We start from the raw sequence: 25,816 nt of genomic DNA on the forward strand, positions 1-25,816 counted from the left end.
CGGGCGGACAGGAGTGACGCTTGGACAATGCCCGCCCGCGTCGCGCCCGTCACGGCTTATTGCGCAGCAGGAATCCACGCAGCCGTAGCTGCATCGCTCGAACGGAACGCAGGGAATTTCGCGCCGAGGTCCGCGATCGTCCGGATGTCGTTCTTCACGAGATCGTCGCGCGTGATCAGCGCCGGCTTCACCACGATGTGATGCCCGGGGTCCTGCCCTGCGACCAGCAACGCCGCCGCGCGCACCGAGACGGCACCGACGACCGCAGGATTGGTCGCCGCAGTCGCTACCCATGCGCTGCCGGGCGCGCGGATCGCTTCGATATCGGCAGTCGAGATGTCCGCGCTGTAGATGCGCAATTTAGACGACAGCTTCGCTTCGTCGGCGGCCAGTTTTGCGCCGCGCGCGAATTCGTCGTACGGCGCGAACACGACGCGAATCTCCGGATGCGCGCGATACGCTGCCGACGCCTGATTCGCGACGGACTGCGCGATCGGATTATCGACCGTGCCCCAGCGCGCCTTCTCCTCCACGTTCGGATGCGCGCTCTTGAAGTCGCGCCACACGGCGTCACGTCTGTCGAGCGGCGCAAATCCCGCGACGTACACGTAACCTGCCGCAAACGCGTCGCCGTTGTCCTTCACGGCCTGATCGAGCAGCAGCGATGCAAGGTCGTGGTCGCTCTGTTCGATCTGCGGCACCTTGGGATTGGCGAGATCGACGTCGAACGCGACGACCTTGATGCCTTTGTCCAGCGCACGCTGCACGACGTCTTTCAGCGACTCCGGCAAGCCATGATTGACGATGATGGCCGACACGCCAAGGCTGATCGCCTGCTGGATCTGCTCGCGCTGTTCCGAGGCATCCTGGCGGCCCTCGTAGATGCGCAAGTCGACGCCCAATGCCTTGGCCTGCTTCTGCGCGCCCGCTTCATATGCCTGGAAGAAGTCACCCGTCGACAGATAGTTGACAAGGGCGATCCGCACCCCGCCCTTGTCGAACGGAGCCGGTGCGCCTTTGAGCGGCTCGGCGTGGGCGGATAGCGCTGACAATACGGCAGCCGAGCACAACGTCAACGCGCCGAGCGCACGCACCCATGTCGAACGGTTTTCAAACAGCGATTTCATCGAAATTCTCCTGGTGATGCTGGATAGCCGACAGCGTCAGTTCCATGCGTGGCGTGCCGGTCTCACGCCGTTCAGATAGTAGTTGCCGACGAGGTGATACTTCCATCGGACGGGATCATGCAGCGTATGCGTGCGCGCGTTGCGCCAGTGACGGTCGAAGTTGTGTTCGCTCAACGTGGACTGGGTGCCGGCGAGTTCGAAGAGCTTTTCACCCGCCCGCAGCGCGATCTCGGTGGTCAGCACTTTCGCCTCGCCGACGGCCACCGACGCAAGCGCGACATCGTCTTCCGTCGTTTCGCCTTTTGCCGCGAGTTCGTCGATCACGCGTGCGGCGCGTTCGAGCAGCGCTTCGGCGGCATGCAACTGGATATGCAGGCGCCCGATTTCGCGCAGGGTGAGAGGATCGTCGCTGGCCTTGTCGACGCCACTGTCTACCCAAGGGCGCGTGCGTGTGCGCACGAACTCCAGCGTGTCGGCAATGGCGGCCTTTGCGATACCTGCATCGATGGCGGCCTGAATGATCTGCGAGACGGGGCCGTTGAGCGTCGGCTCATCCGATACGCGCTGCGCGGGCAACACATGGAAAGCCGGCACGCGCACATCTTTCAGCGTGACCGTACCGCTTGCCGTGGTGCGCTGGCCGAAGCCCGACCAGTCGTCGACGACCTGAAGACCCGCTGTGCCCTTCGGGATATACGCGAGCCACGCCTTGCGCTCTTCATCGAGGCCTAGCACGGGCACGAAGTGCGCGAACAATGCGCCTGTCGAATAGAACTTCGTACCGTCGATCACATAGTCGCCGCCATCGCGCCGCACCGTGGTCCGGAGATCGAGCACGTTCTTCGTGCCTTTCTCCGAGAAGCCATTGCCGAAGCGCTTGCCCGCCAGTACCTGCGCAAAGAAATAGCGCTTTTGCTCCTCGGTACCCGTCAACGCGATCACATCGACGAGACCGAAGTGATTTTGCGGCAACTGGCCAAGCGAAGGATCGGCAGCAGCGATGATCTTGATGACCTCCGTCAGCGTGACGAACGACACGCCCGCCCCGCCGTACGCCTTCGGCACCGTGATGCCCCAAAGGCCCGACTGCGAGAACCACTCGATTTCCTCGCGCGGCAGACGGCGCTCGCGATCGCGTTCGGACGCGCCTACGGCCACACGCCGCGCCAGTTCATGCGCGACGGCAATGGCTTGGGCATCGTCGGCGAGCACGCGCACCGCGCGAACATTTGCGTCCGCTTCGGCCTGCTGTTGATCCGCTACGTCCGTTTCGGCCATGAATCTCTCCCTTTGATGACGATCGGCACAATCTATCAACGCTCGTCACAAACACAAACTGAGCGATTTGAAAATGGATATGACGTCGAGCGTCAGATGGATTCCTCGTCTCATCCGTGCGCACGGGACCGAGAACCTGCGCTGAATGTGAAAGCCAACGCAAACACGAGCAGCACGCCCTTGATGAAGTCCTGCATGTAGTACGGTGCGTTTAGCATGGTCAGGCCGTTGAGCAGCACGCCCACGAACACCGCGCCCACCACCGTGCCGAGCACGTTGGGCCGCTTCGCGCCCCACACCGCATAGCCGACGAGCGCCGCCGCGACCGCGTCGAGCAGCAACGAATGCCCTGCGCTTACATCGCCTCGGCCCACGCGCGCCGCAATCAGCACACCGCCCAACGCCGCGATCGTCGACGACGCGACATAGGCTGCCACGCGGTAGCGTGCCGTCGGCGCACCGGCAAGGCGCGCGGCCATTTCGTTTCCGCCGATCGCATAGATCACACGTCCCCAGCGCGTTGCCTCCATCACGAAGCATGCAATTGCCGTCAATGCCGCAAGCAGCAGAACGGGCAGCGGCACGAGGTCGAACAGGCGCGAGCGTCCCAGCGCCAGAAACAAATCTGGAAAGCTGCCCGTCGCCTCCGAGCCGTCGGGCAGCACCGTCCCCGTCGCAAGCGAGCGTCCGCCCGTCGGAATCAGTTGCAGGCCCGCGAGCAAGAACAGCGTGCCGAGCGTCGCGAGTTGATCGGGCACGCGCAAACGTGTGATCAGCAAGCCGTTGAACAGGCCCGCAATCACGCCGAGCGCGAGACAGCCCAGCACGGCACTCCAAGCCCCGCCGTGCCACACGATCAGCACATAGCTCGCGGCCATCTGCGCCGTTGCCGCGACGCTGCCCACTGAAAGATCGAAGCCGCCCGCGGCCAGCGTGATCGTGACGCCTATGCCCAGCAGCGCAACGATCGAGACCGCCTGCAGAATGCTCAAGAGGTTGTCGACGTTCAGAAACGCCGGTTCGCGCACGGCAAATACGACGATCAGCAACGCAAGCACCAGCAGGATGCCTGTTCGTTCCAGATGCTCGCGCAGACTGCTCGCTCGCGGGCGCTCCATCGATTGCGTGGAAACGTTCGTCGTCGCTGGCGGGGTGGTCGATTTCATGAAGGAGGGAGAGCAACGGAGGAGATGGAATCAGCGGGCGCCGGGCGATCGAGTGTCGTGCCACGATCGAAATGCACGACGCGATCGGCGATTTCGAATGCTTCCTCGAGATCGCTGACGAACACGAGCGTCGCGCGTCCCGCCGCGTGCTTGCGCAGTAGCGCCACGATATCGGCGCGCGCGCCCGCATCGACGCCCTGAAAAGGTTCGTCGAGCAGCAACAGCTTTGCCGGTTCCGTGTGCCAGCGCGCGAGCACGACCTTTTGCTGATTACCGCCCGACAGACGCGACAGCCGGTCGTCCGGTCCTGTGCAGCGCACGCCGAACGCGGCAATGGCATCGCGAGCCGCAGAGCATTCTGTCTCGCGGCGCACGAAACCGCGCCTATACCAACGGGAGAGAAACGGAAAACTGAGCGTGCCCGCTATCGAGGCGAATGGCACGCTGTCGGGAAACAGCGACGAGCGCCAGCGGTCTTCCCCGGCGAGGTAAACGCCCGCGCGAATGGCGTCGGCGGGAGAGCGCGGGCGCCATGGCTTGCCGATCAATTGCATGTCGCCTTCCACGGCACGCGCTTCGCCGAATATGACCCGCGCGAGACGCGACTTTCCGCCGCCGACCGGGCCCGCCATCGCCACGATCTCGCCTTCTTCCAGATCGAAATCGAATGGTATCGAGGTGGGCGTCGACTTGAGGCCTCGCACGCTGAATAACGCGTTGCCCGATGCGCTGCCTGGGCGCAACGCGGTCCGATCGGCGGGAAGCGCATGGCCGATCATCGTTTCTATCGCGGCGTCGAAGTTGATGGGCGCACGCAGATCCGCCACGATGCGGCCATCGCGCATGACGCTCACACGGTCCGCGATGCGGCGCAAATCGCCTAGCCTGTGAGACACCAGCAATATCGCCGCGCCGTCGGCACGCAGCCGCTCGATCAACGCGAAAAGCCGCTCCGCTTCCGGTGCGGAGAGACTCGCCGTAGGCTCATCGAGAATCAGCAGCGATGGATTACCCGCTAATGCGCGCGCCAGCGTGACAAGTTGCTGCCCTGCCAGTGACAGCGTATGCAGCGGCGCGGACAGGTCCATGTCGAGTCCTACGCGCTGCGCGAGCGGCCGCGCGGCATCGACGCGCGCCGCGGGTGTCGCCCGCCAGGCAGATGCACCATCGCAAAGCCGGTCGAGCAACAGATTGTCCGCAATCGATAAGGTCGGCACCACCGCATCGGCGATGCTCTGATGCACGGTGGCAACGCCAAGCCGTTTCGCATGCTGTGGCGACGATGGCGCGAACGGCTCTCCGCGCAACGACAGCGACCCGCTATCCGGCCCGTAGACGCCGCTGACTATCTTGACGAGCGTCGATTTACCCGCGCCGTTTGCGCCCATCAACGCCACTACTTCTCCCGCATGTATGTCGAGGTCGAGGTGGGACAGCGCGACAGTCGCGCCGAATCGCTTCGTGATCGAGACGACCTTCAGAACAGGCTGATTCATGGAGAAGAGAAACGCCTTTCGATGCATGGCGCTTCATGCTAGACAAACTCGTCCATGCCGCAAACGAATCGCTCTTCATATGCTTAGTATTTTGATTCGATTGCAATCGGTTTCTGTCTTCACAGACATAACGCCGTTACCTTCGCCAAATTTCCTCAGGGGGATAACGATCTGCCAATCCGTTATTTACGACCGGCAAGCGCTGACTTTTATACTCGCTTGATTCCAACGCGCGTCGCGCGTCGCAGGCTCGTTATCGTTATTTCAAAGGATCTGCATGACCACATCGCACGCCGCCGATTTATCGGTCGGAACCGACTACGAGTCACTCGCCGAGCGCTTTCGCCCCATCTTCGCGCGTATTGCCGAGGGTGCGGCACAGCGCGACCGTTCGCGCGAATTGCCGCATGAAGCAATCGGCTGGCTGAAGAACGCTGGCTTCGGCGCCGTGCGCATACCTGTCGCGCATGGCGGCGCTGGCGCGTCGCTGCCGCAGCTGTTTCGCCTTCTGATCGAACTCGCGGCCGCGGATTCGAATCTGCCGCAGGCGTTGCGCGCCCATTTCGCTTTCGTCGAAGACTGGTTGAATGTGCCGCCCGGCACGGAACGCGATGCCTGGTTCGATCGGTTCGTAAGCGGGCAACTGGTGGGCAGCGCCTGGTCCGAGGTGGGCGACGCTGCCGTCGGCACGCTGGCCACGAAGGTATCCAGGCGCGATGGCCATTTCGTGTTGAACGGATCGAAGTACTACAGCACGGGCAGCATCTTCGCGGAATGGATCGATGTGCTCGCCAAACGCGAGGAGGACGGCGCTGACGTAATCGCCGCTGTCAGTACGAATCAGCCCGGTGTGAAGCGCAAGGACGACTGGGACGGCTTCGGCCAGACGACCACGGGCAGCGGCACCACGGTATTCGACAATGCCTCGGTCGATGTGCACAACATCATCGCGTTCGAGCGGCGCTTCAAGTATCAGACCGCGTTCTACCAGCTCGTGCACGTAGCGACACTCGCGGGCATCGGCGCGGCCATCACGCGCGACGTCGGGACGCTCGTGCGGCAGCGCAAGCGTATCTATAGCCACGGCAACGCGCCGCACGTAAGCGAAGACGCGCAGATCCAGCAGGTGGCTGGCGAAATCGCATCGTGGGACTACGCGGCACAAGCGCTGACGGTGCACGCGGCGCAGCCGTTGCAGCGCGCGTACGAAGCGCGTTTTTCCGACGATGCCGACGCGGAACACCGCGTCAACGTCGAAGCGGAGATCGAATCTGCGCAGAGCCAGCTTGTCGTGTCGGAGCTCGTCTTGCGCGCCGCGACGCATCTGTTCGATGCGCTCGGTGCGTCGGCGACCAGCACCGCTCAGGCGCTCGACCGTCACTGGCGCAATGCGCGCACCGTGTCGTCGCACAATCCGCTCGTGTACAAGGCGCGCATCGTCGGCGACTGGGTGATCAACGGCAAGGAGCCGCCGTTTCTCTGGAGCATCGGCAACGGCCCAGGCCGAGGGAGCAAGTGAGCGTCATGACAAAACCCATTCGCTTCAATGCGTTCGAGATGAATTGCGTCGGTCACCAGTCGCCTGGCTTATGGGCGCATCCGCGCGACCGCTCGTGGCAATACAAGGATCTCGAGTACTGGACCGATCTGGCGAAGGTGTTGGAGAAAGGCATTTTCGACGGCATCTTCATTGCCGATGTGATCGGCTATTACGACGTCTACAAGGGCAACAATTATCACGCGCTGCATCAGGCCGCGCAGATTCCCGTCAACGATCCATTGCAGCTTGCCGCGCCGATTGCGATGGTGACCGAACACCTCGGCATCGGCATCACGGCGTCGACGAGTTTCGAGCATCCGTACACCTTCGCGCGCCGGCTTTCGACGGCCGATCACCACACCAAGGGACGGCTCGCGTGGAATATCGTCACGTCGTATCTGGAAAGCGGCGCGAAGAACATCAGCGAAGGCGGATTGCGCGATCACGGCAACCGCTATGAAGTCGCGACGGAATACGTCGAAGTCTTGTACAAGTTGCTGGAAGGAAGCTGGGAAGACGGCGCGGTCGTGCGCGACCGTGAGAACCGGGTGTTCACGCATCCGGAAAAGGTCCACGAAATCGGCCACAAGGGCAAGTATTTCGAAGTGCCCGGCTATCACCTTTGCGAGCCTTCACCACAGCGCACGCCGGTGCTTTTCCAGGCGGGTGCGTCAGGCCCTGGCAAGGCATTCGCCGCGCAGCACGCTGAATGCGTATTCGTCGCCGCGCCGACTCCGGCCGTGCTGAAGAACTACGTGAGCGATGTGCGCCGCCAGGCGGCGCAAGCGGGACGCGACCCGGACAAACTGCTGATCTACAACCTCGTCACCGTGATCGTCGACGAAACCGATGCGAAGGCGCATGCGAAGTTCGAAGAATACAAGCGCTACGTGTCGTATGACGGATCGCTCGTGTTCATGTCTGGATGGACCGGTATCGACTTCGGGCAGTACGCGCCCACCGATCTCGTGAGACGTGTGGAAACCAACGCCATCGTCTCGGCCGTCGAACATCTGGCGGGCGGCGACAAGGCATGGACGATCGAGGAACTCGCGATCTGGGGCGGAGTTGGCGGCATGGGCCCTGTGTTCGTCGGCTCGCCTTCGACGGTCGCGGACATCCTGCAGCAATGGGTCGAGGTAACGGGCGTCGACGGATTCAATCTTGCCTATGCCATCGCGCACGAGACGTTCGAAGACATCGTGCATTACCTCGTGCCCGAGCTACAACGCCGCGGCGTCTATCCGACTGGGTACGCGCCCGGCACGCTGCGCGAAAAGCTGTTCGGCGGCGGCGCGCGCTTGCCCGAGACTCATCCTGCCACCCGCTTTCGCGATATCGAGCGCGTCAAGCGCGAGTCGCTCCAGCCGCAGCCCATTACGGCCACCACGATCGATGCCGGAATCGAAACCGTGAGGTAAGCGCGTTCCGGCATTACCTTCATCGCGCCGTTCATTTCCCGGAGCACGTCTACAGATGAGTCACATTACCGTCGATAAGCACGGCGGCGGCACGCTGCGCCGCGGCTATCTGTCCTTGTCGGAACTGATCGCGCAATCGATCGGTCTGGTCGGCGCGGCAGGCGGCGCCGGCCTGCTCGTGCCTGCCGTCTTCGCAACGGCCGGCAACGGCACATGGCTGGCGTATCTGTTCGCGACGGTAGGTTTGCTGTTCGCGTCATGGAGCATTACGCAATTCGCCCGGCGCACCGCCTCGCCCGGTGCGCTGTACACCTATGCGGCGCGCGGCATCGGACCGATCTGGGGCGTCGTGGCGGGCTGGTCGCTGCTGATCGCCTACTCGATCGGCGCGGCTGGCATTTTGCAAGGCACCGTCAACGAGACGGTCGTCCTGCTGAAAGATGTCGGTGTGCTGGGGGCCGGGGGCGCATGGCTGCCTGTTTCGGTGGCGCTCACCGCGATCATCGCGCTGGCGGCGTGGCTCATTGCGTATCGCGACATCCGCCTGTCCACCCGCACGACGCTGTGGATCGAACTGACCACGGTCGCGTTGATTCTGCTCGTGATCGTCGCGGCGCTGTTTGCGGAGCATCGCTGGTCTGACAGCAGCCAGTTGACGCTCGATGGTGTGAAGCCCGATCAGTTACGCCTGGGCATGGTGCTCGCGTTTTTCAGCTTCACGGGTTTCGAAAGCGTGACGGCGCTCGGTCTCGAAGCGAAAGAACCATTCCGGCTGATCCCGCGGGCCGTCATCGTCAGTATTCTCGGGCCGGCTGCGCTGTTTCTCGTGACGTCATACGGCCTCGTCGCGCTCTTTCACGGCGACGCGACACCGCTCGATCAGGTCAGTGCGCCGTTGTCGTCGGTCGCACACGGCATCGGCTTCGGTGCAGTTGGAATTCTTATCGACGTGGGCGTTGCATTGAGCTTTTTCGCGGCCTTCTTTTCGTCGATCAATGCCGCGGCGCGCCTGCTCTATACCTTCGCACGCCAAGGGCTGTTGCATGCGGCCACAGGACGTGCGCACGCTGGCAACGCGACGCCTCATGTTGCCGTTACGCTGGTCGCGCTGTTCTCGCTGATTACCGGTCTTGTGTTTCAACTCGCGGGCACGTCGCTCTTTGATTCATACGGCTATCTCAGCACGATCGCCACGTTCGGTTTTCTGCTGACTTACGTGGTCGTGGCGATAGCGGCGCCGCTGTTCCTGCGCAAACGCGGTGAATTGAAGCCGCTGCATGTGGCAATCACGGCGATTGCCGTGGTGCTGATCGGCATTCCGTTCGTCGGCAGCGTCTATCCGGCGGCGCCCGGTGCCTACGCGATATTGCCTTATGTGTTCGCTGCGCTGCTGCTGGCGGGACTCGGATGGTTCGTCACGCTGCGTCTGTTCGCGCCGCATCGCCTTCGCGAGATCGAAGCGGAACTGGCGGGTACGGACGACGCCCTCGCGTCGTCGCAAGCAGAGTTTGCACCCGGCGCGCCTCTTCGCGATGCATGACAGTCCCGGCGCCGTGCGGCGCCAGGACACAGACTGCTGGGAAAGTACCCCTCAAAGCCGCAAACACCATCAGTGGGCCGTGGACCCGCGCAGAATCGAATAAAGCTGGTCCTTGAGCAGGAGCTTCTCCTTCTTCAAACCTGTAATAAGCGTTTCTTTGCCTTTGGTAGTGGCGCATTCCAGGTTCTTGATCTGCTGGTCCAGATCGTTATGCTTATGGAACAGACGCGCGAAATGGGCGTCCGTGATCTTTAACTTGGAAATACGGTCGCGGTATTCTGGAAACATCGTGATTCCTCCAGGGTTGTAATAGATCGACTCTGCGAAGGGGAACGTCCATTGCCCCACTTGCAATGACTTCTCACTTGCGCGAAGTCTTCGGGACGGCATTGAAATCGAGCGGGTCGATCCGGATGTTGACTTCACGTGAGCCACCTCAGCACCACACATCTTCGTCGGCTGCCCACTCTTCGCCGTTGGCCATCGGATCCATAAGCCGCTCGTCCAGCGTAGCGACAAGATGCTCACAAGACATGTTGCCCTCCGACGCCAGTGCAGTAAGGAAACTGTAACATTCGCATGATCCACGGGCCATGAGGGGTTTTGTCGCACTATTTGGATCTATTCTGAGGGTCCACGTTGAATCAGGAGCGCTTCGCAGCGCACGGCGCGAGCGCACTTCCCTGTTTGATAGCGGCTTGTAGAGCGTCATCCCGAACAGCGGTTCCGGGAGGCGCGGAGGGTCTGCCGAGCAGGTCGCCGTTGCGAAACCACCTCTTCCCGGCGGAAGGTCGCAACAGACTGATCGGAGCAAAAGATGGATGCGAGATCTCGGGGTGCCAGGCGGCGCACCCCGAGATGGATCCTCATGGAAGGTGAGAGCGGGTCAAGCGAGCATCACTGCTGCTTCACTCGATCGGTTCGTAGGGCAAGCCAACGTAGTTTTCCGCGATCGTCTTGAGCCCGGCTTCCGAAGTCGTGTAGTAATCGTAGTCGGTACGCTGCATGCGCTTGTCGAAGGCGTCGCGGTCCGAGAACTCGTGCAGGAGATTCGTCATGAACCATGAGAAGCGCTCTGCCTTCCATACCCGGCGCAAAGCGATCGGCGAGTACTTTTCCAGCAAGTCGGTACGGCCCTCGCGGTAGACGCGAGTCAGGATTCGATACAGCGTGCTCACGTCGCTCGCGGCGAGATTCAGGCCCTTCGCGCCGGTCGGCGGCACGATATGCGCCGCGTCGCCGACGAGAAACAGCTTGCCGTACTGCATCGGCTCAACGACGTAACTGCGCAGTGGCGCGATGCTCTTCTCGAGCGAGGGACCGGTGACGACCTTCTGCGCCACGTCCTGCGGCAGGCGCACCTTCAACTCTTCCCAGAAGCGCTCGTCAGACCAGTCCTCGGCCTTCTCGGTCAGCGGCACTTGCAGGTAGTATCGGCTGCGAGTCGTCGAACGTTGGCTGCAGAGCACGAAACCCCGTTCGTGATGCGCATAGATCAGTTCGTGATTGACGGGCGGAGTGTCGGACAGCAAGCCGAGCCAGCCAAACGGATAGACGCGCTCGAAGTGCGTGAGCACTTCCGAGGGGATCGTCTTGCGCGAAACGCCATGAAAACCGTCGCAGCCCGCGATGTAATCGCAATCCAGACGGAACGTTTCGCCGTTCTTTTCGAATGTAACGTAGGGGGCTTCGCCTTTCACGTCGTGCAACTGAACGTTGGCCGCTTCGTATACCGTGGTTGCGCCGCTGGCTTCACGCGCCGCCATCAGATCGCGCGTCACTTCGGTCTGGCCGTACACCAGCACCGTCGAGCCGCCTGTGAGCTTCTTCAGATCGATCCGGTCACGCCGCCCGCCGAACACGAGTTCGATACCGTCGTGAACCAGCCCTTCCGCATCCATACGCTCGCTCACGCCCGCTTCGCGCATCAGGTCGACCATGCCCTGCTCGAGTACGCCCGCGCGGATTCGGCCGAGCACGTATTCGCCGCTCTGGCGTTCAAGTATGACGTTTTCGATGCCCGCCTTGTGCAGCAACTGTCCCAAAAGCAGGCCGGACGGACCGGCGCCGATGATCGCTACCTTGGTCTTCATGACCGATGTCTCCTGTGTTCCCCTGGACCGTGACCTTCCGCTTTGCTCGTCGAGCCCCAATACTGGCGCCACGGTGAATTGCATTTTTCTAGAAACACACAGCCCTGTTAAGGGAATTTTTTCTATTAAAATTGGACTTTTCGAAAGTTCACACGGACCGATATAGCGGCGACGGACCCATGAAGCACCCGACGCAGCACGGCATCCCCGTCTTCATGTTATACGGGGAAGGGCCTGACTGGAGCACACTTGACTTGCTGCATTGCGAGTCGATACCCGAGCGAAGCAGAGCGCACGACTGGGAGATCCGGCGGCACACACACGCGGATCTCGCGCAACTTCTGTACGTCCAGAAGGGCGTCGCAGAAATCGAAATCGAGGGAGAGAAGACCCGCATAGACACGCCATCGGTCCAGGTCGTGCCGCCTATGTGCGTGCATGGCTTCCAGTTCTCGCCGGAAGTCGACGGATACGTGATCACGATCGCCATGCCCCTGGTGAGCTGGCTCCAGCAGCAAATCGATGCGCCCCGTAGCGTCCTCGAGTACCCGGCCTGTTATCCGGTCGGTGAGGACTTGCCGTACCTGAACACCCTGTGCGGCAAATTAAACGAGGAGTATGGGCTGCCCGCACCTTCGAGGGACCTGATGCTTCGCTCGCTCGTGAGTGCGCTCGTCGTATGGGTCAGTCGTCAGGGTCAACAAGGCCAGGAAAGGGGCGATTCTCAGGATCGTGGTCACGCGCATCTGAAGGCGTTTTCCGACTTGATCGAAAGACATTACCGGGAGCATCTTCCGATCAGCCGCTACGCCGAACATTTGCGCGTGACACCGGTGTACTTGAATATGGTTTGCCAGCGAATCGCAGGCAAGAGCGCCCTCGCGCTTGTACATCAGAGACTGTTGCTCGAGGCGAAGCGCAGTCTCACTTACACCGCGCTCAATATCAATCAGGTATCCGATTTTTTGGGGTTCACAGAGCCGGCGTATTTCACAAGGTTCTTCAAGAGATTCACTGGCGTTACGCCGAACGCTTTTCGCAAGCGAAAATGATTGCGCTGTTGCCGGCATCGGATCGTAGAGCAGCACAGTTCGCACGCTACGAATGAGCGGGATTCGCGTAATGTGCCGAGAGGTGTGTACAAGGTCAGCGTCCACTCAGTATCGTCGCATCGAGGCGAGATCCATCACTAGCCCAACGGCCTCGATGCATGCACTCGCCCATCACGCCCTGGTTCGGACCGTCACATGATCGTTAGCCACAGTGCGCCGACGACGTCCAGGTGGAATGGCATTCAGTCTCGCTCTACGCCCTCCAACATCGATGCTCACGGTCGCGCGCTGTGCGAGCGTATACATCAATTCGTAGCCGATCGTGTCCGATGGCTCGGCTACTTCGTCAACCTTGATCTGCTCGCCCCCGAAGCAGGCGTGTATTTGGCGCACCGGTCCTGAAGTTGAATGACTATAGTAATGACAGAATCGTACCGACCGAGGTGTAGTGTTCGTTGATCTCATTGCCGTTCTTTTTGGTCGAAACACCTTCTGCGCCACAGCTCATCGCCCCCCGGAAATCGAAAGCGTGTTGCGGTTAAAGCCCAACAAGGGTTAGCGAAAATGCGAAAGATCAGGTGGACTTTGTGGTTGACACTGGCCGTTGTCACGCTGGCATGGCTCGCGTCGGACAATCCGTTTCCGCGTCCGGTTACGGTGTTGTCGCTGCGACGGGTCTGGACGCAATACACCGGGCTGATGTCGATCGCGGCAATGAGCGTCGCGCTCGTGCTGGCGAACCGTCCGCGCTGGCTGGAAAAGCCGCTCGGTGGCCTCGACAAAATGTATCGTCTGCACAAGTGGCTCGGCATCGCCGGGCTGACCTTCGCGGTGCTGCACTGGCTGATCATCAAGGTCGTCCAGTGGGCGGTCGGCTGGGGTTGGCTCGCGCGCCCGGCTCGCGGACCGCGGCCTCCGGTCACTTCGGCCGCGCAACAGTTCCTGCGCGACTATCGGGGACTCGCTGAAACCCTCGGCGAATATGCGTTCTATGCGGCGGTCGTGCTGATCGCGCTCGCACTGATCCGGCAGTTCCCGTATCGATGGTTCGCGAAGACCCACAACTGGCTCGCCGTGTTGTACCTGCCCCTTGCGTTCCATACGGTCGTGCTGCTGAGCTTCGGATACTGGCGCGCGCCGGCCGGTGTCCTGGTCGTGGTGCTGCTCGCGGCCGGTATCGTCTCGGTCGTGCGTGTGCTAGCCGGGCAGGTCGGTAAGCAGCGTAAGGTCGAAGGACGCATCGCATCACTCACATGGTATCCGGAACTGCGCGTGCTGCAGACGGCGATCGATCTCCAGCCCGGCTGGCCGGGGCATGCGTCCGGGCAGTTCGCGTTCGTCACGTCGGACCGCAACGAAGGCGCCCATCCTTATACGATTGCGTCCGCGTGGGATCCACGCACACCGCAGGTAGTGTTCTTCACGAAGGAGCTTGGCGACCACACGAGCATGCTCAAGGACCGCCTGAAGCAGGACATGCCCGTGACGGTGGAAGGGCCCTATGGCTGTTTCACTTTTGCAGACCAGCGTACCCAACAGATCTGGATCGGCGCGGGCATCGGCATCACGCCTTTCATCGCGCGGATGAAGGAGCTTGCGCAACATCCGGACCGGCGTCATCAGATCGATCTGTTTCATACGACCGCGGACTTCTCGCAGAAGGCGATCGATCAACTCATCGCCGATGCGAACGCAGCCAAGGTGCAGCTTCATCTGCTGGTGGATGCGAAGCACGGCAGGCTGAACGGCGCGCGCATTCGCACGGCGGTTCCCGACTGGGCAAGCGCAAGCGTTTGGTTTTGCGGGCCGCCGGCATTCGGCGAAGCAGTGCGCAACGATCTCGTCGCGCACGGTCTCGATGCGGCCGACTTTCATCAGGAGTTGTTCCAGATGCGCTAGGTCGTCGCGGCGTTCAGCTTGGGAGAACGGTCCTGCGTCAATCACATCAAAGCCGCTACTACAACCTACGGACCGGACATCTCGAAGCGAGTGTTCCAGAAGTGCGGCATTCCCTCGAGCCCGAAGCCGTCGTTCGACCGGTCGCGAGCGCGACCGGTCGCGTTGCCGAGCACGGCAACTCGGGGCCAGCAGAACTGGCCGGCCGGGTCAAAACTGATAGCCGATGCGAATGCTGCCCTGCTGCGCGGAGGCATGCGTGGTGTTGATCAGCGTGTCGTAGCTCAGCGAAACATCGAGATGCTTCAGCGGATGCAGCGTCACGCTTGCGCCTGCCGTCAGATACCCGCGCGGCAGGCTCGTGCCCGGCGCGATGAACTGCGTTCCGTCCTGCGACGCGACGCTGAGCGCGCGGTTCGCATCGAGCAGCTCGTGGGCGTAGCCGACACGCAGTTGCGCATTGATCGGCCGGACGGCATCGGCGAAGACCTTGTCGAGCGTCACGCCCACATAAGGCTGCAGGCTGCGCACGTTATCCGTACCGACGTTCAGATCCTGCCCCGCCGCGCCGCTCTCACCGAAACCGTTCGCATGGAAGTACGCATAGCGCAACCCGGCGCGCGGCGTCACCGTCACACTGCCGAAGCTCATCGGCAGCGTGGCCTGGCCGCCTACGTTGAACTCCTGACCCATGTGGTCGCCTTCAGCCGTTCCGCCGGTGCCAAACGGACGCTTTTGCGTGAGGAAGTCGAGCCCCGCGCCGGCGGTAGCCGCAAGCGTCACCGGCCCCGCATTGCGTGCGCCATAGAGCGCTGCGCGCAGCGTGTCGACGGTGCCTGAGTCGCCCGTCACCGCTTCCTTGATGTCGGTGTGATCGTAGCCGATCGCCACGCCCCCGGTGTAGTCGCCATACCTGCGCTCGAGTCCGGCAAGGAATCCGTAGCGGTTGCTCCGGAAATCCGGTGCGCCGTTCGTGCCGCCCACCTTCGTCTGGCTGCCCGTGGCGCTGATCCAGCCCGCGGGGGCAGAGGTCACGCCCGATGCCGAGCCGAGCCGATCAAGCAGCGCGGCGTTCTGCGACTGTGCCCCGAGGATCGCCGAGGTACCCAGCGCCGTGTAGATGCTGGTGCCGACCGGGTCGATCACGCCGGACAGCGTGAGTTCAACGGCATTCCCGCTGTAGTCGACGGAGGGCGACAGCGAGCTGACGTAAGCCGCATTCGTGCTCGCGGTGCCTGAGGTCGTGACGCTGCTGAATGTGCCGCTGATGCCGTTCGACGCCGACACCAGCGTGTACTTCGACCCCGGCGAATACGTGCCCGGATCGTAGGTGATCGCGAGCACGCCGTTCAGCGTCGCGCTGCCGTTGACCACCAGTTTCGAAGCAGCGGTGGGACTGACTTCAATGGACAGTGTCGCGTTGCTCGCCTGCGTATAGTTGCCGTCGATGGTCAGCGTGCCGATGGAGCCGCCCGGAGCCACCGTGCCGCTGTTGCTGACGTCGCCGGTGACCGTGCCGTGGCCGCGCAGCGTGCCGTCCTTATCGACCGTCACGTTGCCGCCGAGCACGGCCTGTGCATTGTCGATGTCGCCCACTTCGAGCAGACCCGCCGCGATCTCCGTGGTGCCCGCGAACGAGGCGCTGTTGCCGTCGAGGATCAGCGTCCCCGTACCCTGTTTGATGAGACTGCCCATGCCCGTAAATGCGCCGTTGAACGTGCCGCTCGCATTCGTGAGTGTCAGCGTCCGGCTGCCGAGCGCAACCGTACCGCTGCCGGACAGGTTCTGGATCGATGCCCCCGAGTTGGTGCCGGAGATATCGAACGTGCCGTTGTCGGTCACGCCGATGGAAGCGGCGACGCTGCCCGTGCCGGTCAGCGCGAGCGTGCTGCCGGTATCGACTGTCGTCGCGCCCGTGTACGAATTCGTGGCCGTCAGCGTTTCTGTTCCGCTCGCCAGCGTGAGGCTTCCACTGCCTGAGATCGTGCCGCCGAACGTGCCGCTCGCATTCGTCAGCGTAAGCGTCTTGCCGCCGAGCGTGACGAAGCCGCCGCCGCTGAGCGACGTGATCGACGTGCCGTTTGTCGTGCCGGAGATATCGAACGTGCCGTTGTCGGTCACGCCGCTCGATCGTGCGATGCTGCCGGCCCCTGACAGCGCCAGCGTGCCGCTGCTGATCGTCGTGTCGCCCGAATAGGAGTTCACGCCGGACAGTGTCAGTGTGCCGGTGCCTGACACCGTTACGCTGCCCGAGCCGGAGATGATTCCACTGACGTTGAGGTTATTGTCATTGCTAATTGCCAGCGCCGCATTTGCGTCGTCGAGCAGGATGTTGCTGCCCAACGTGATGCCGGTATTTGCCGCACTAATCGTCGCGCTAACACCGCCCGTGCCCAATTCGATGGCACCGCTCGTGGTCGAGCCGGTTTGCAGGGTAAGCGTGTTGACGCCGCCGGTGAAATAAATCGCATCGGCTTGTGTTCCGCTATTACCTGCCAAGCCACCTGCGATGGTGCCGAAGTTGTTGATCGAAAGATTCGCCCCGCTGATGCCTGCCCCACCCGCCCCCACGCCGCCACCATGGACCGCCGAGCCACCTGATCCGCCAGTAATGGTGCCCTCGTTGTTGATTGTCGCACCCGCCGAGCCAATGACGTCTATTCCGTCACCGCCACCACCACCGCCGCCGCCCGTCCACAATCCATTAAAAGGATCGCCGCCTTGGCCGCCGTTTCCGCCGGTAACGGAGGTGAACGGCGATAAGGTCACGGTTTCACCGGTGGCAGTAAGGGCTACGCCCGCGCCACCGCCACCACCGCCGCCGCCGCCGGAGTAGCCCTGTTGAGAATTCGTGCTCGATGTACCGGCCGCACCAGCAGTGCCGCTAACTGATGCGCTGATAATTACCGATCCGGACATGCTTAGCCCCGTTAGGCCTCCGCTCCCGCCCGCGCCGCCTGTCCCGGCTGTCCCGGCATGGCCATTACCGTTACCCCCCGTTCCGCCAGTGCCATAGTAGACGCCACCCTGATAGTTATAGGACCCTGATCCGCCTTGACTGTCCGCGTACGCGAGCGACGTTACGCCCGTCAGCGTCAATGCGGCCAGGCCCGCCACGTGGATGCGCGCGACGTGGCCTCGCCTGCATTTCCTCGATGATTTCCCAGCACAAGCGGTTAGTTCCGACACAGCCTGCCAGGCCCCGATTGCTGTGTTCCAGATAACGCGGTACGCATGATTCATGAGTAGTTCCTGTCTTGTTGTTCTGATTCGACATAGCCATTGATGCAGCTATCGAGCTAGTCAGTCGTTTCCGACTCACACAGTTCAACGGCTCATTCGCGACAATAACGGCGGCCAGCGCCTTAACTTGAGCGCCGGAATGGTGCGCGTATAGGCGCAAACGTTTTACCTGAGATGGATGAGGTGCTGGGGGTCAGCCAGCATTCGACGGATCTAGGGAGGGTCTGCAAAAGTCCTGGCGTCGACGTACGGGTGGACTATCCTGGGAGATAGGAAAGTTCGAGGGGTTCTTCGATGACGCAACTTGGTCCTGGTCTGGATTTGTCAACGAAACGTACACGCAAATGGGAATTTCTCGATGAGATGAGGCGCGTTGTGCCATGGCCGCGGTTGATTGCGTTGATCGAACCGCACTATCCGAAGGGTAAGACTGGACGGCCGCCGTTCCCGATTGCGACGATGCTGCAGATCCGTTTTATGCAGCAGTGGTTTGGTCGGTCCGACCCGGCGATGGAAGAGGCGCTTTATGACGTACCGCTGTATCGCGAGTTTGCGGGGCTGGGCGAGGGGATGACGCGTTTGCCGGACGAGAGCACGATTCCCCGGTTCCGCCACCTGCTCGAAATGCACGGCCTGGCTGCGCAGATGCTCACGCCTCAAACGAAGACATCGGATTGATACTCCTCTCACGCTTGCCCTCGGTCCAAATGCGTCGGAGCCGATAGTAGACGCCCCATTCGAGTCGCGGCAGTGCTTTCGACCAGACATCGAGTTGGACACCCACACCTTGCAGCGGAACGACTGCATGAGGAAATTGCCTCGCTGCGAGCCGTCTTCGTAATTGCGTCGGAAATCCCGCGCTTTTGCACGGGATTGGAACGACGTGATCGGCATTGAATTCTTCAAGCAAGGCCTGTCCTTCTGCGTCGGTCGAACCAATCGCGGCGCCGAGGCTCGGCAGAGATCACAAGTTCATTTGCATGCCTACCCTCTGCAGTCGCGGCGTCTTTCAGTTCGGCGTAGAAATCGGCCTCTGACGCCTTGGTGAGATGCGCGGTGAAGACTGCTTCCGCATGGCGCGCAGCAAACGCTTTGCCCGTCGCCGACGATCCTGCCTGCACGAGAACAGGGCGATCTTGAGGCGTGCGCGGCGCATTGAGCGGGCCCGCGACGCTGTAAAAGCGTCCCTTCCAGTCGATTCGCCGCACCCGGCTGCAATCGAGGGATCGGCCGATCCCGGCATCGCCGATGATGGCGTCGTCAGCCCAACTGTCCCCTAGCGCATTTACGACCTCGACGAATTCGTCCGGGCTGTTGCTTGATGCTTTCCGACAACGGTTGGGAATGATATGAGCCGGCCCAATTCTCAACATGCGAGAATTATTCTCATATGTTGATAAATTGAATGTCTAAGAGTAATCTTCGGTGACGCTCACGCGGCATCGAACCGCGCAAGACCACTCATTCCCCGGAAAACACAAGGGCCGGCAGCAACACGCCCCCCAAAGGAGGCTCAATTGGTGACAAGAAAACTCAAGGCCGCGATCATCGGATCGGGCAATATCGGCACGGATCTGATGATCAAGATCCTGCGCAATGGCAAGCACCTCGAAATGGGCGCGATGGTCGGCATCGACCCGGCTTCCGACGGGCTCGCACGCGCCGCCCGCATGGGTGTGGCGACCACGCATGAAGGCGTGGAAGGCCTGATCAAGCTGGCGAACTTCGCCGAGATCGACATCGTGTTCGACGCCACCAGCGCTGGTGCCCACGTGAAGAACGACGCCCGCCTGCGAGAAGTCAAGCCGGGCATTCGCATGATCGACCTGACTCCGGCGGCAATCGGCCCGTACTGCGTCCCGGTGGTCAACCTGGATGACCGCCTCGACGCCCTGAACGTCAACATGGTCACCTGCGGCGGCCAGGCGACGATCCCCATGGTTGCGGCGGTGTCGCGCGTGGCGAAGGTCCACTACGCCGAGATCGTGGCGTCGATCTCCAGCAAGTCGGCTGGCCCGGGCACGCGCGCCAACATCGACGAGTTCACCGAGACGACCTCGAAGGCGATCGAGGTGATCGGCGGCGCGGCGAAGGGCAAGGCCATCATCGTGCTGAACCCGGCCGAGCCGCCGCTGATCATGCGCGACACCGTCTATGTGCTGAGCGCCGCCGCGAACCGGGCCGAGGTGGAAGCCTCCATCGAGGAAATGGCCGCCGCCGTGCAGCAGTACGTGCCCGGCTACCGCCTCAAGCAGAGGGTGCAATTCGACGAGATCCCGGCCAGCGCCCCGCTGAACATCCCCGGTCTCGGCAAGTTCAGCGGTCTGAAGACCTCCGTGTTCCTGGAAGTGGAGGGCGCCGCCCATTACCTGCCCGCCTACGCCGGCAATCTCGACATCATGACTTCCGCCGCCCTTGCCACCGCCGAGCGCATGGCGCAGGCCGCACTGACCGCTTGAGGAGACACCCCGCTATGCCCTTCAAACCCAACAAGAAGCTCTACATTTCCGACGTGACGCTGCGCGACGGCAGCCACGCCGTCCGTCACCAGTACTCGATCCAGAATGTCAAGGACATCGCCCGCGCGCTCGACAAGGCCCGCGTCGACTCCATCGAGGTGGCCCACGGCGACGGCCTGCAGGGTTCCAGCTTCAACTACGGCTTTGGCGCCCACACCGACCTCGAGTGGATCGGAGCCGTGGCCGGTGAGATCTCGCACGCCCAGATCGCCACGCTGCTGCTGCCCGGCATCGGCACCATCCACGACCTGGACAACGCTTACAAGGCTGGCGCGCGCATCGTCCGCGTGGCCACGCACTGCACCGAGGCCGACGTCTCACGGCAGCACATCGAGCGCGCCCGCGAACTCGGAATGGACACGGTCGGCTTTCTGATGATGAGCCACATGACCACGCCGGAGAACCTGGCGGTCGAGGCGAAGAAAATGGAAAGCTACGGCGCGACCACCATCTACGTGGTCGACTCCGGCGGCGCGCTGAACATGGACGACGTGCGCGCGCGATTCCGCGCTCTGAAGGCCGTGCTCGACCCGTCGACCCAAACCGGCATGCACGCGCACCACAACCTGTCGCTGGGCGTGGCCAACTCCATCGTCGCCGTCGAGGAGGGCTGCGACCGCATCGATGCCAGCCTGGCTGGCATGGGCGCCGGCGCCGGCAACGCGCCGCTGGAAGTCTTCATCGCCGCTGCCGAGCGCATGGGCTGGGACCACGGCACCGACCTCTACGCGCTGATGGACGCCGCCGACGAACTCGTCCGCCCGCTTCAGGACCGCCCGGTGCGTGTCGACCGCGAGACCTTGGCGCTGGGCTATGCCGGCGTGTATTCGAGCTTCCTGCGCCATTCCGAAGTCGCCGCGAAGAAGTACGGCATCAAGACGGTCGACATTCTGGTGGAGCTTGGCAAGCGCCGCATGGTCGGCGGCCAGGAAGACATGATCGTCGACGTCGCGCTGGACCTGCTGAACAAAGCATAACTTGCCGCATAACCGTGGCGCTCGAACGCTATGACCGCTTGGGCGTCACGCATGTATTGTTCAGTCGCACCAGCGTCCGCAGCGGCCGCAAGGAGACTCTGGCGGCGTTACACTTGTCGGCATGACCAAAACCTCCCGTCCCACCTCCACCCTCTCCAGCCAGACGCTTTTCCGCGGACTGGACGTGGTCGATGCCGTCGAGGCCGGCTACCAGACCGTGCAGGACATTGCGGACCACACCGGCCTGCCGTTCAGCACGACGCACCGGCTCGCGTCGGCTCTGGTGCAGGCCCGCTACCTTCAATTCGAGCCCCGGCGAGGGTACCGGCTGGGCGCCCGGCTCCTGGAGCTCGGTTTCGCCGCCTACCGCGATTCCGATCTCACTCGCAGTGCGCGGGCGGGGATGGAAGAGCTGGCCGAGCAGACCAAGGACACCATTCACCTCGCCCAACTCGACGGCGACGAGATCATTTACCTCGACAAGATCGGTGGGCAGCGCCCGATCAGCGTCAATTCCCGCATCGGCGGCCGCAAGCCGGTCTGCTCGACCGGCGTGGGAAAGGCTCTGATTCTCGATGAGAATGAAGACCAGTGGAGACACCGCTACGCATACGATGAAAAGCGGGGCAACGTGCATGTTCCGCTTGATGCCTGGCTCGCCGCCATGCGCAAGTATGCTGTGGGCGGCTATGCCTTCGACCTCGAAGAAGACGCCCCGAGCATTTGCTGCGTCTCGGCGCCCATCCGGGATGCCAGCGGTCAAATCGTGGCGGCAATCAGTGTCACGGGGACGACGGACTACACAGACAAAGCGCAACTGCGAACTCTGATTCCGGTGGTACGCCGCGTCGCGGAGTCGATCAGCGAAAAGATTGGCGGCTTGGCTGTGGATCGGAAATTCGTCGCGAGGCGGTAGCACCGGGATCGGTGCAGGCTGGCACCGACCTGAGGTTTCCGCTCGCCAAGGCCGTTCCGAAGAGGACAATCGCGCATGCAGCGAGCGCATGGCGATGTACTGAATTTTCCATTCGCCAATCCCGCGGATACGCCTGAGCGAGACGAGCGTTTCGTCCAGCGGCGCCGACAGTTCCAAACCAATCCGACCGGCGAACACTTCGTTCGCGACGGCAACGGAAAGCGAAATGTTCAGCCGGGTTCCAACCTGCCGCGGATCCAGACCTCACAACACGAACACTCTTCCAGCGTCGAGCGGATGCGGGTCGAAACGGTGCAGCGCGGCGTCGAGTTCCTGCATGATCTGCGCCGCGTACGCTGGCTTGAGATGCGAAATCAGCAGTTCGGCATCGAACGAGACATCACGTAAATCCGCGGCGAGCAGGCTCGGACAGTAATGTCTCGCCGCGACCGCCGTCGCGCGATGCGCGTCCGGGTATGCCGTCTCGACAATCACATGACGTAGTCGCGGCATCGCGCTGACAATGGACCAGAACCCCGGATTCGTTGTCGTATCTCCGCTGAAAACAAGGCTGCCCGCCCCGCTATCCACCGCATATCCCACCGCAGGCACGGCATGCTGCGCAGGTAGCGCGGTTAGCGTGCGCCCGCGCAGATTCGTGCCGTGGCCGACTTCGAGCGCGGCAAACCGCACGCCCGGCGCCGCGGCCGAAGGGATGACCGTGAAGTCCGGCCAGATCAGATTGTTGAACAGATGCGCGTGAAGGATGTCGAGCGTGACTTGCGACGCGTGCACCGTCAACGGCTGCGTACGGTGTTCGGCGGCCGCGTCCACCATGAGTGGCAGGAACGCAGTGTGATCGAGGTGCGAATGCGTGATGAACACATGATCGATATGCGCCAGCTCGGCCACGCTCAGTTCGCCAACGCCCGTGCCCGCGTCGATGAGAATGTCGTTGTCCACCAGCAGCGACGTGGTGCCGCCGCCCGCGCCGCAAATGGCGCCGCTACAGCCGAGAATACGCACTTTCATGCTACGTCCAATGGGTGTCGGAAGTCGTGATGCCATCCCGATCCGTGGCCAGCCGACTCCCCTAACGCCATGATGCGCTCCTGGTAGCACCTGTAAAGAGCATCATGCAACCGGTGGCGTTCCAACACCGCATGCCAAGAAAGTGAACGAACCGAAATCGCACTATCGTCGCGGGGGACTTGGCGATGGCGCGGTCAAGCGGGCGCTATACGAGCGACTCCCGTCACTGACGCGATTGTGAAAGTCAAGTTCTCGGAACTGCACCTGGCAAGCGCGATCTCGTCAGAGTGACCATCTGGGCCACGGGAACGCGGACATCCCATGAGCGCTCATGCATTTTGAAAAGCGCAAGATCGCTTCCGGTGCTCATTCTGTGGAGGGAGGACTGTCCGACTTCTTCTGCGACGAACTCACCATTCCGTTTTCCAATGCATATCGGAACAGATCAATTTCTCGTTCAATGCCGAGTTTTTCCATTGCCTTCGTTTTCTGAGTGCTGATGGTTTTTTTGCTGCGACTCAACCGCTCGGCAATCTCGTTCACTGTCAGGCCCGATGCAAAAAGGCGCACAACTTCGGACTCGCGCTGACTCAGGACGTCCGAAGAGCCCCTGCCACGGCGGTTCCAGTCTATCGACTGAACGATCTCGTTGATCGTCGGCGAATAGTATTTGGCGCCATGGTAGACGGCATGAACAGCGGGGATAAGGTGGGTGGCAGCATCGGACTTGCTCACGATGCACGTTACGCCTTGCGTCACGAGCGCACGTATTACCGCCGGGTTGTCCAGCATGGTTAGGACAACAATCTTGATGTCAGGATACCGGCGCTTGATCAGCGAAAACAGGGCAATTCCATCGCCGTATTCGCCTGCAGGCATCGCGTAATCGGATACGAGGACATCGCATTGTTTGCTCGATAGAAGCGCGATCAGCTCAGTCGAATTCCTGGCTGTACCTACCAGCTGGATGGTCCTCACCTCTGCAAGCTCATGTTCGATACCGCTCAGCATGACAGGGTGGTCATCAGCAAGTATGACCCGAATTTCGGACGCGACCATGTTGTCAACAACATTGAAATAGGACATCAGTATGATAGCTACCGCAAGGTGCATGCGCTCAGCGGGTTTACCTTCACGCTACGCGATCCCTCGCTTCTCCTTGGCCAAATGCATGAGTCGTTTAACTCATCGTGTCGGAAGCCATTGACATCGCGACCGCTCGGCCCGAGGCGGTGCGCTTTGAACATCTGTAGCGCGTGACATCGGATCACCTTTGGTTTGACTTGGCGGATCCCGCTGCCTTGCCTTGTCACGCGAGTGCGTTGAGTTCTTCTCAGCCTTGCGCAGACGTTCGCGCGCGACGAAATTCCAAGGTTAAACGCTATCCACCGTATTCCCCGACAGTAAATTTTTTATTAACCGACCGGTCGGTTGGTTTATACTGCGTCAACTAGCCCGCCCAGAGAGCGTCCCTCATGTACACGCAATCCCTCGATATCCCCGGCCAGCCCACCCCGCCCGAGGCCCAGGCGGACTCCCCCGAACAGGCGCGCTTTGACGCGCTCATGGCCGCCGACGGCAAGGTCGAGCCGCAGGACTGGATGCCCGAGGCATACCGCAATACGCTGGTGCGCCAGATCTCCCAGCATGCGCACTCGGAGATCGTCGGCATGCTGCCCGAGGGCAACTGGATCACGCGCGCGCCGAGCCTCAAGCGCAAGGCGATCCTGCTCGCCAAGGTACAGGACGAAGCCGGCCACGGGCTGTACCTGTACAGCGCGGCCGAGACGCTCGGCGTCTCGCGCGAGCAACTGATCGCCGCGCTCCATGCGGGCAAGGCCCGGTATTCGAGCATCTTCAACTATCCGACGCCCACTTGGGCCGACGTCGGCGTGATCGGCTGGCTGGTCGACGGCGCGGCGATCATGAACCAGATCCCGCTGTGCCGCTGCACGTACGGGCCTTATGCGCGCGCCATGATCCGCATCTGCAAGGAAGAGTCGTTCCATCAGCGCCAGGGGTTCGATGCGCTGCTCACGATGATGGCCGGCACCGCCGCGCAGCGCGAGCTGGTCCAGCAGGCGGTGAACCGCTGGTGGTGGCCGGTGCTGATGATGTTCGGCCCGAGCGACCGGGAGTCGGTGCATAGCAACCAGTCGGCGCAATGGGGCATCAAGCGCATCAGCAACGACGATCTGCGCCAGAAGTTCGTCGACGCGACCGTCGGGCAGGCGCGCGTGCTCGGCGTCACGCTGCCCGACGCGGCGCTGAAGTGGAACGCGGCGCGCGGCCATTACGACTACGGCGAGATCGACTGGGACGAGTTCTGGCGCGTGGTGAACGGCGACGGCCCGTGCAACCGCGAGCGCCTCGCCACCCGCGTGAAGGCCCATGAAGACGGTGCGTGGGTACGCGAAGCGGCGCTTGCCCACGCGCAGAAGCAGCGCCAGCGCGCGCAGCAGCACGCCGCCTGAGCAGCGCTGCGGGACATCCGCGAAACCCGGCAATCAGGAGATCAGC

Annotated in this window: 19 protein-coding genes and 3 pseudogenes; 11 read left to right on the top strand and 11 right to left on the bottom strand. The window is 62.2% G+C overall.

Annotated features, from left to right (window positions below; translation table 11 throughout):
• Window positions 1-56 precede the first annotated feature (56 nt).
• The 4 genes from LJ655_RS10695 to LJ655_RS10710 all read right to left on the bottom strand — a co-directional run bounded on the left by LJ655_RS10695 (window position 57) and on the right by LJ655_RS10710 (window position 5,067).
• Window positions 57-1,127, bottom strand: a complete 1,071-nt coding sequence (locus LJ655_RS10695; protein ID WP_230561216.1) for a substrate-binding domain-containing protein — start codon at window positions 1,125-1,127, stop codon at window positions 57-59.
• Window positions 1,128-1,163: 36 nt separating this feature from the next.
• Window positions 1,164-2,405 (bottom strand): SfnB family sulfur acquisition oxidoreductase, encoded by a 1,242-nt coding sequence (locus tag LJ655_RS10700; protein ID WP_230561217.1) that lies wholly within the window; start codon window positions 2,403-2,405, stop codon window positions 1,164-1,166.
• 110 nt (window positions 2,406-2,515) lie between these two features.
• A complete protein-coding gene (locus LJ655_RS10705) occupies window positions 2,516-3,523 on the bottom strand; it encodes an ABC transporter permease (RefSeq protein ID WP_230561520.1) in 1,008 nt (335 codons plus the stop codon).
• A 44-nt stretch (window positions 3,524-3,567) separates the two neighbouring features.
• Entirely contained in the window at window positions 3,568-5,067 is a 1,500-nt protein-coding gene (locus tag LJ655_RS10710) for a sugar ABC transporter ATP-binding protein (protein ID WP_230561218.1), read from the bottom strand.
• Window positions 5,068-5,344: 277 nt separating this feature from the next.
• On the opposite strand from LJ655_RS10710, the gene LJ655_RS10715 reads away from it, so the two are divergent.
• From LJ655_RS10715 to LJ655_RS10725, 3 genes are read left to right on the top strand one after another with little or no spacing between them, the layout of a single operon-like run.
• Window positions 5,345-6,586: an acyl-CoA dehydrogenase family protein gene (locus LJ655_RS10715; protein WP_230561219.1), complete on the top strand. Its 1,242-nt coding sequence runs from the start codon at window positions 5,345-5,347 to the stop codon at window positions 6,584-6,586.
• A 5-nt stretch (window positions 6,587-6,591) separates the two neighbouring features.
• Window positions 6,592-8,028 (top strand): LLM class flavin-dependent oxidoreductase, encoded by a 1,437-nt coding sequence (locus LJ655_RS10720; protein ID WP_230561220.1) that lies wholly within the window; start codon window positions 6,592-6,594, stop codon window positions 8,026-8,028.
• Window positions 8,029-8,083: 55 nt separating this feature from the next.
• A complete protein-coding gene (locus tag LJ655_RS10725) occupies window positions 8,084-9,568 on the top strand; it encodes an APC family permease (protein WP_230561221.1) in 1,485 nt (494 codons plus the stop codon).
• Between the two features lie 69 nt (window positions 9,569-9,637).
• Here the strand turns inward: LJ655_RS10725 and LJ655_RS10730 are convergent, their stop codons facing one another.
• Together LJ655_RS10730 and pobA are read right to left on the bottom strand one after the other, a co-directional pair.
• A complete protein-coding gene (locus tag LJ655_RS10730; protein WP_230561521.1) occupies window positions 9,638-9,856 on the bottom strand; it encodes an HP1242/YdcH family protein in 219 nt (72 codons plus the stop codon).
• Window positions 9,857-10,476: 620 nt separating this feature from the next.
• Window positions 10,477-11,661: a 4-hydroxybenzoate 3-monooxygenase gene (pobA, locus tag LJ655_RS10735; protein ID WP_230561222.1), complete on the bottom strand. Its 1,185-nt coding sequence runs from the start codon at window positions 11,659-11,661 to the stop codon at window positions 10,477-10,479.
• A 179-nt stretch (window positions 11,662-11,840) separates the two neighbouring features.
• Here pobA and LJ655_RS10740 point away from each other — a divergent pair, with 179 nt between their 5' ends.
• Window positions 11,841-12,713: a helix-turn-helix domain-containing protein gene (locus LJ655_RS10740; RefSeq protein ID WP_230561223.1), complete on the top strand. Its 873-nt coding sequence runs from the start codon at window positions 11,841-11,843 to the stop codon at window positions 12,711-12,713.
• Between the two features lie 591 nt (window positions 12,714-13,304).
• A complete protein-coding gene (locus tag LJ655_RS10745) occupies window positions 13,305-14,612 on the top strand; it encodes a ferredoxin reductase family protein (RefSeq protein ID WP_425605793.1) in 1,308 nt (435 codons plus the stop codon).
• A 207-nt stretch (window positions 14,613-14,819) separates the two neighbouring features.
• On the opposite strand, the gene LJ655_RS10750 is transcribed toward LJ655_RS10745, so the two are convergent.
• Together LJ655_RS10750 and LJ655_RS30345 are read right to left on the bottom strand one after the other, a co-directional pair.
• Window positions 14,820-17,528, bottom strand: coding sequence for an autotransporter outer membrane beta-barrel domain-containing protein (locus LJ655_RS10750; protein ID WP_425605798.1), 2,709 nt, complete (start codon window positions 17,526-17,528; stop codon window positions 14,820-14,822).
• Window positions 17,529-17,720: 192 nt separating this feature from the next.
• Window positions 17,721-17,852 (bottom strand): annotated as a pseudogene (locus LJ655_RS30345) (ESPR domain-containing protein); the annotation flags it as partial.
• Between the two features lie 294 nt (window positions 17,853-18,146).
• Here LJ655_RS30345 and LJ655_RS10755 point away from each other — a divergent pair.
• Window positions 18,147-18,503 (top strand): annotated as a pseudogene (locus LJ655_RS10755) (transposase); the annotation flags it as partial.
• Window positions 18,504-18,754: 251 nt separating this feature from the next.
• Here LJ655_RS10755 and LJ655_RS10760 read toward each other — a convergent pair.
• Window positions 18,755-19,225, bottom strand: coding sequence for an LLM class flavin-dependent oxidoreductase (locus tag LJ655_RS10760; protein WP_230561226.1), 471 nt, complete (start codon window positions 19,223-19,225; stop codon window positions 18,755-18,757).
• Window positions 19,226-19,369: 144 nt separating this feature from the next.
• Between LJ655_RS10760 and LJ655_RS10765 the strand changes: the two genes are divergently transcribed.
• From LJ655_RS10765 to LJ655_RS10775, 3 genes are all read left to right on the top strand, one after another.
• On the top strand, window positions 19,370-20,311 hold the full coding sequence (locus LJ655_RS10765; protein WP_268991401.1) for an acetaldehyde dehydrogenase (acetylating): 942 nt from the start codon (window positions 19,370-19,372) through the stop codon (window positions 20,309-20,311).
• Between the two features lie 14 nt (window positions 20,312-20,325).
• Window positions 20,326-21,348 (top strand): 4-hydroxy-2-oxovalerate aldolase, encoded by a 1,023-nt coding sequence (gene dmpG / locus LJ655_RS10770; RefSeq protein ID WP_230561227.1) that lies wholly within the window; start codon window positions 20,326-20,328, stop codon window positions 21,346-21,348.
• Between the two features lie 121 nt (window positions 21,349-21,469).
• Complete coding sequence (locus LJ655_RS10775; RefSeq protein WP_230561228.1) at window positions 21,470-22,264, top strand: IclR family transcriptional regulator; 795 nt, start codon at window positions 21,470-21,472, stop codon at window positions 22,262-22,264.
• Window positions 22,265-22,528: 264 nt separating this feature from the next.
• On the opposite strand, the gene LJ655_RS10780 is transcribed toward LJ655_RS10775, so the two are convergent.
• Complete coding sequence (locus LJ655_RS10780) at window positions 22,529-23,296, bottom strand: 3',5'-cyclic-nucleotide phosphodiesterase (protein WP_230561229.1); 768 nt, start codon at window positions 23,294-23,296, stop codon at window positions 22,529-22,531.
• Between the two features lie 127 nt (window positions 23,297-23,423).
• Between LJ655_RS10780 and LJ655_RS30350 the strand changes: the two are divergent.
• A pseudogene (locus LJ655_RS30350) lies at window positions 23,424-23,525 on the top strand (tryptophan--tRNA ligase); the annotation flags it as partial.
• Between the two features lie 137 nt (window positions 23,526-23,662).
• Here the strand turns inward: LJ655_RS30350 and LJ655_RS10785 are convergent.
• On the bottom strand, window positions 23,663-24,382 hold the full coding sequence (locus LJ655_RS10785) for a response regulator (protein WP_230561230.1): 720 nt from the start codon (window positions 24,380-24,382) through the stop codon (window positions 23,663-23,665).
• A gap of 389 nt (window positions 24,383-24,771) precedes the next feature.
• Here LJ655_RS10785 and paaA point away from each other — a divergent pair, with 389 nt between their 5' ends.
• Window positions 24,772-25,770 (top strand): 1,2-phenylacetyl-CoA epoxidase subunit PaaA, encoded by a 999-nt coding sequence (gene paaA / locus LJ655_RS10790; RefSeq protein ID WP_230561231.1) that lies wholly within the window; start codon window positions 24,772-24,774, stop codon window positions 25,768-25,770.
• The last annotated feature ends 46 nt before the right edge of the window (window positions 25,771-25,816 follow it).

Source organism: Paraburkholderia translucens, assembly GCF_020881035.1.
Classification (GTDB): domain Bacteria; phylum Pseudomonadota; class Gammaproteobacteria; order Burkholderiales; family Burkholderiaceae; genus Paraburkholderia; species Paraburkholderia translucens.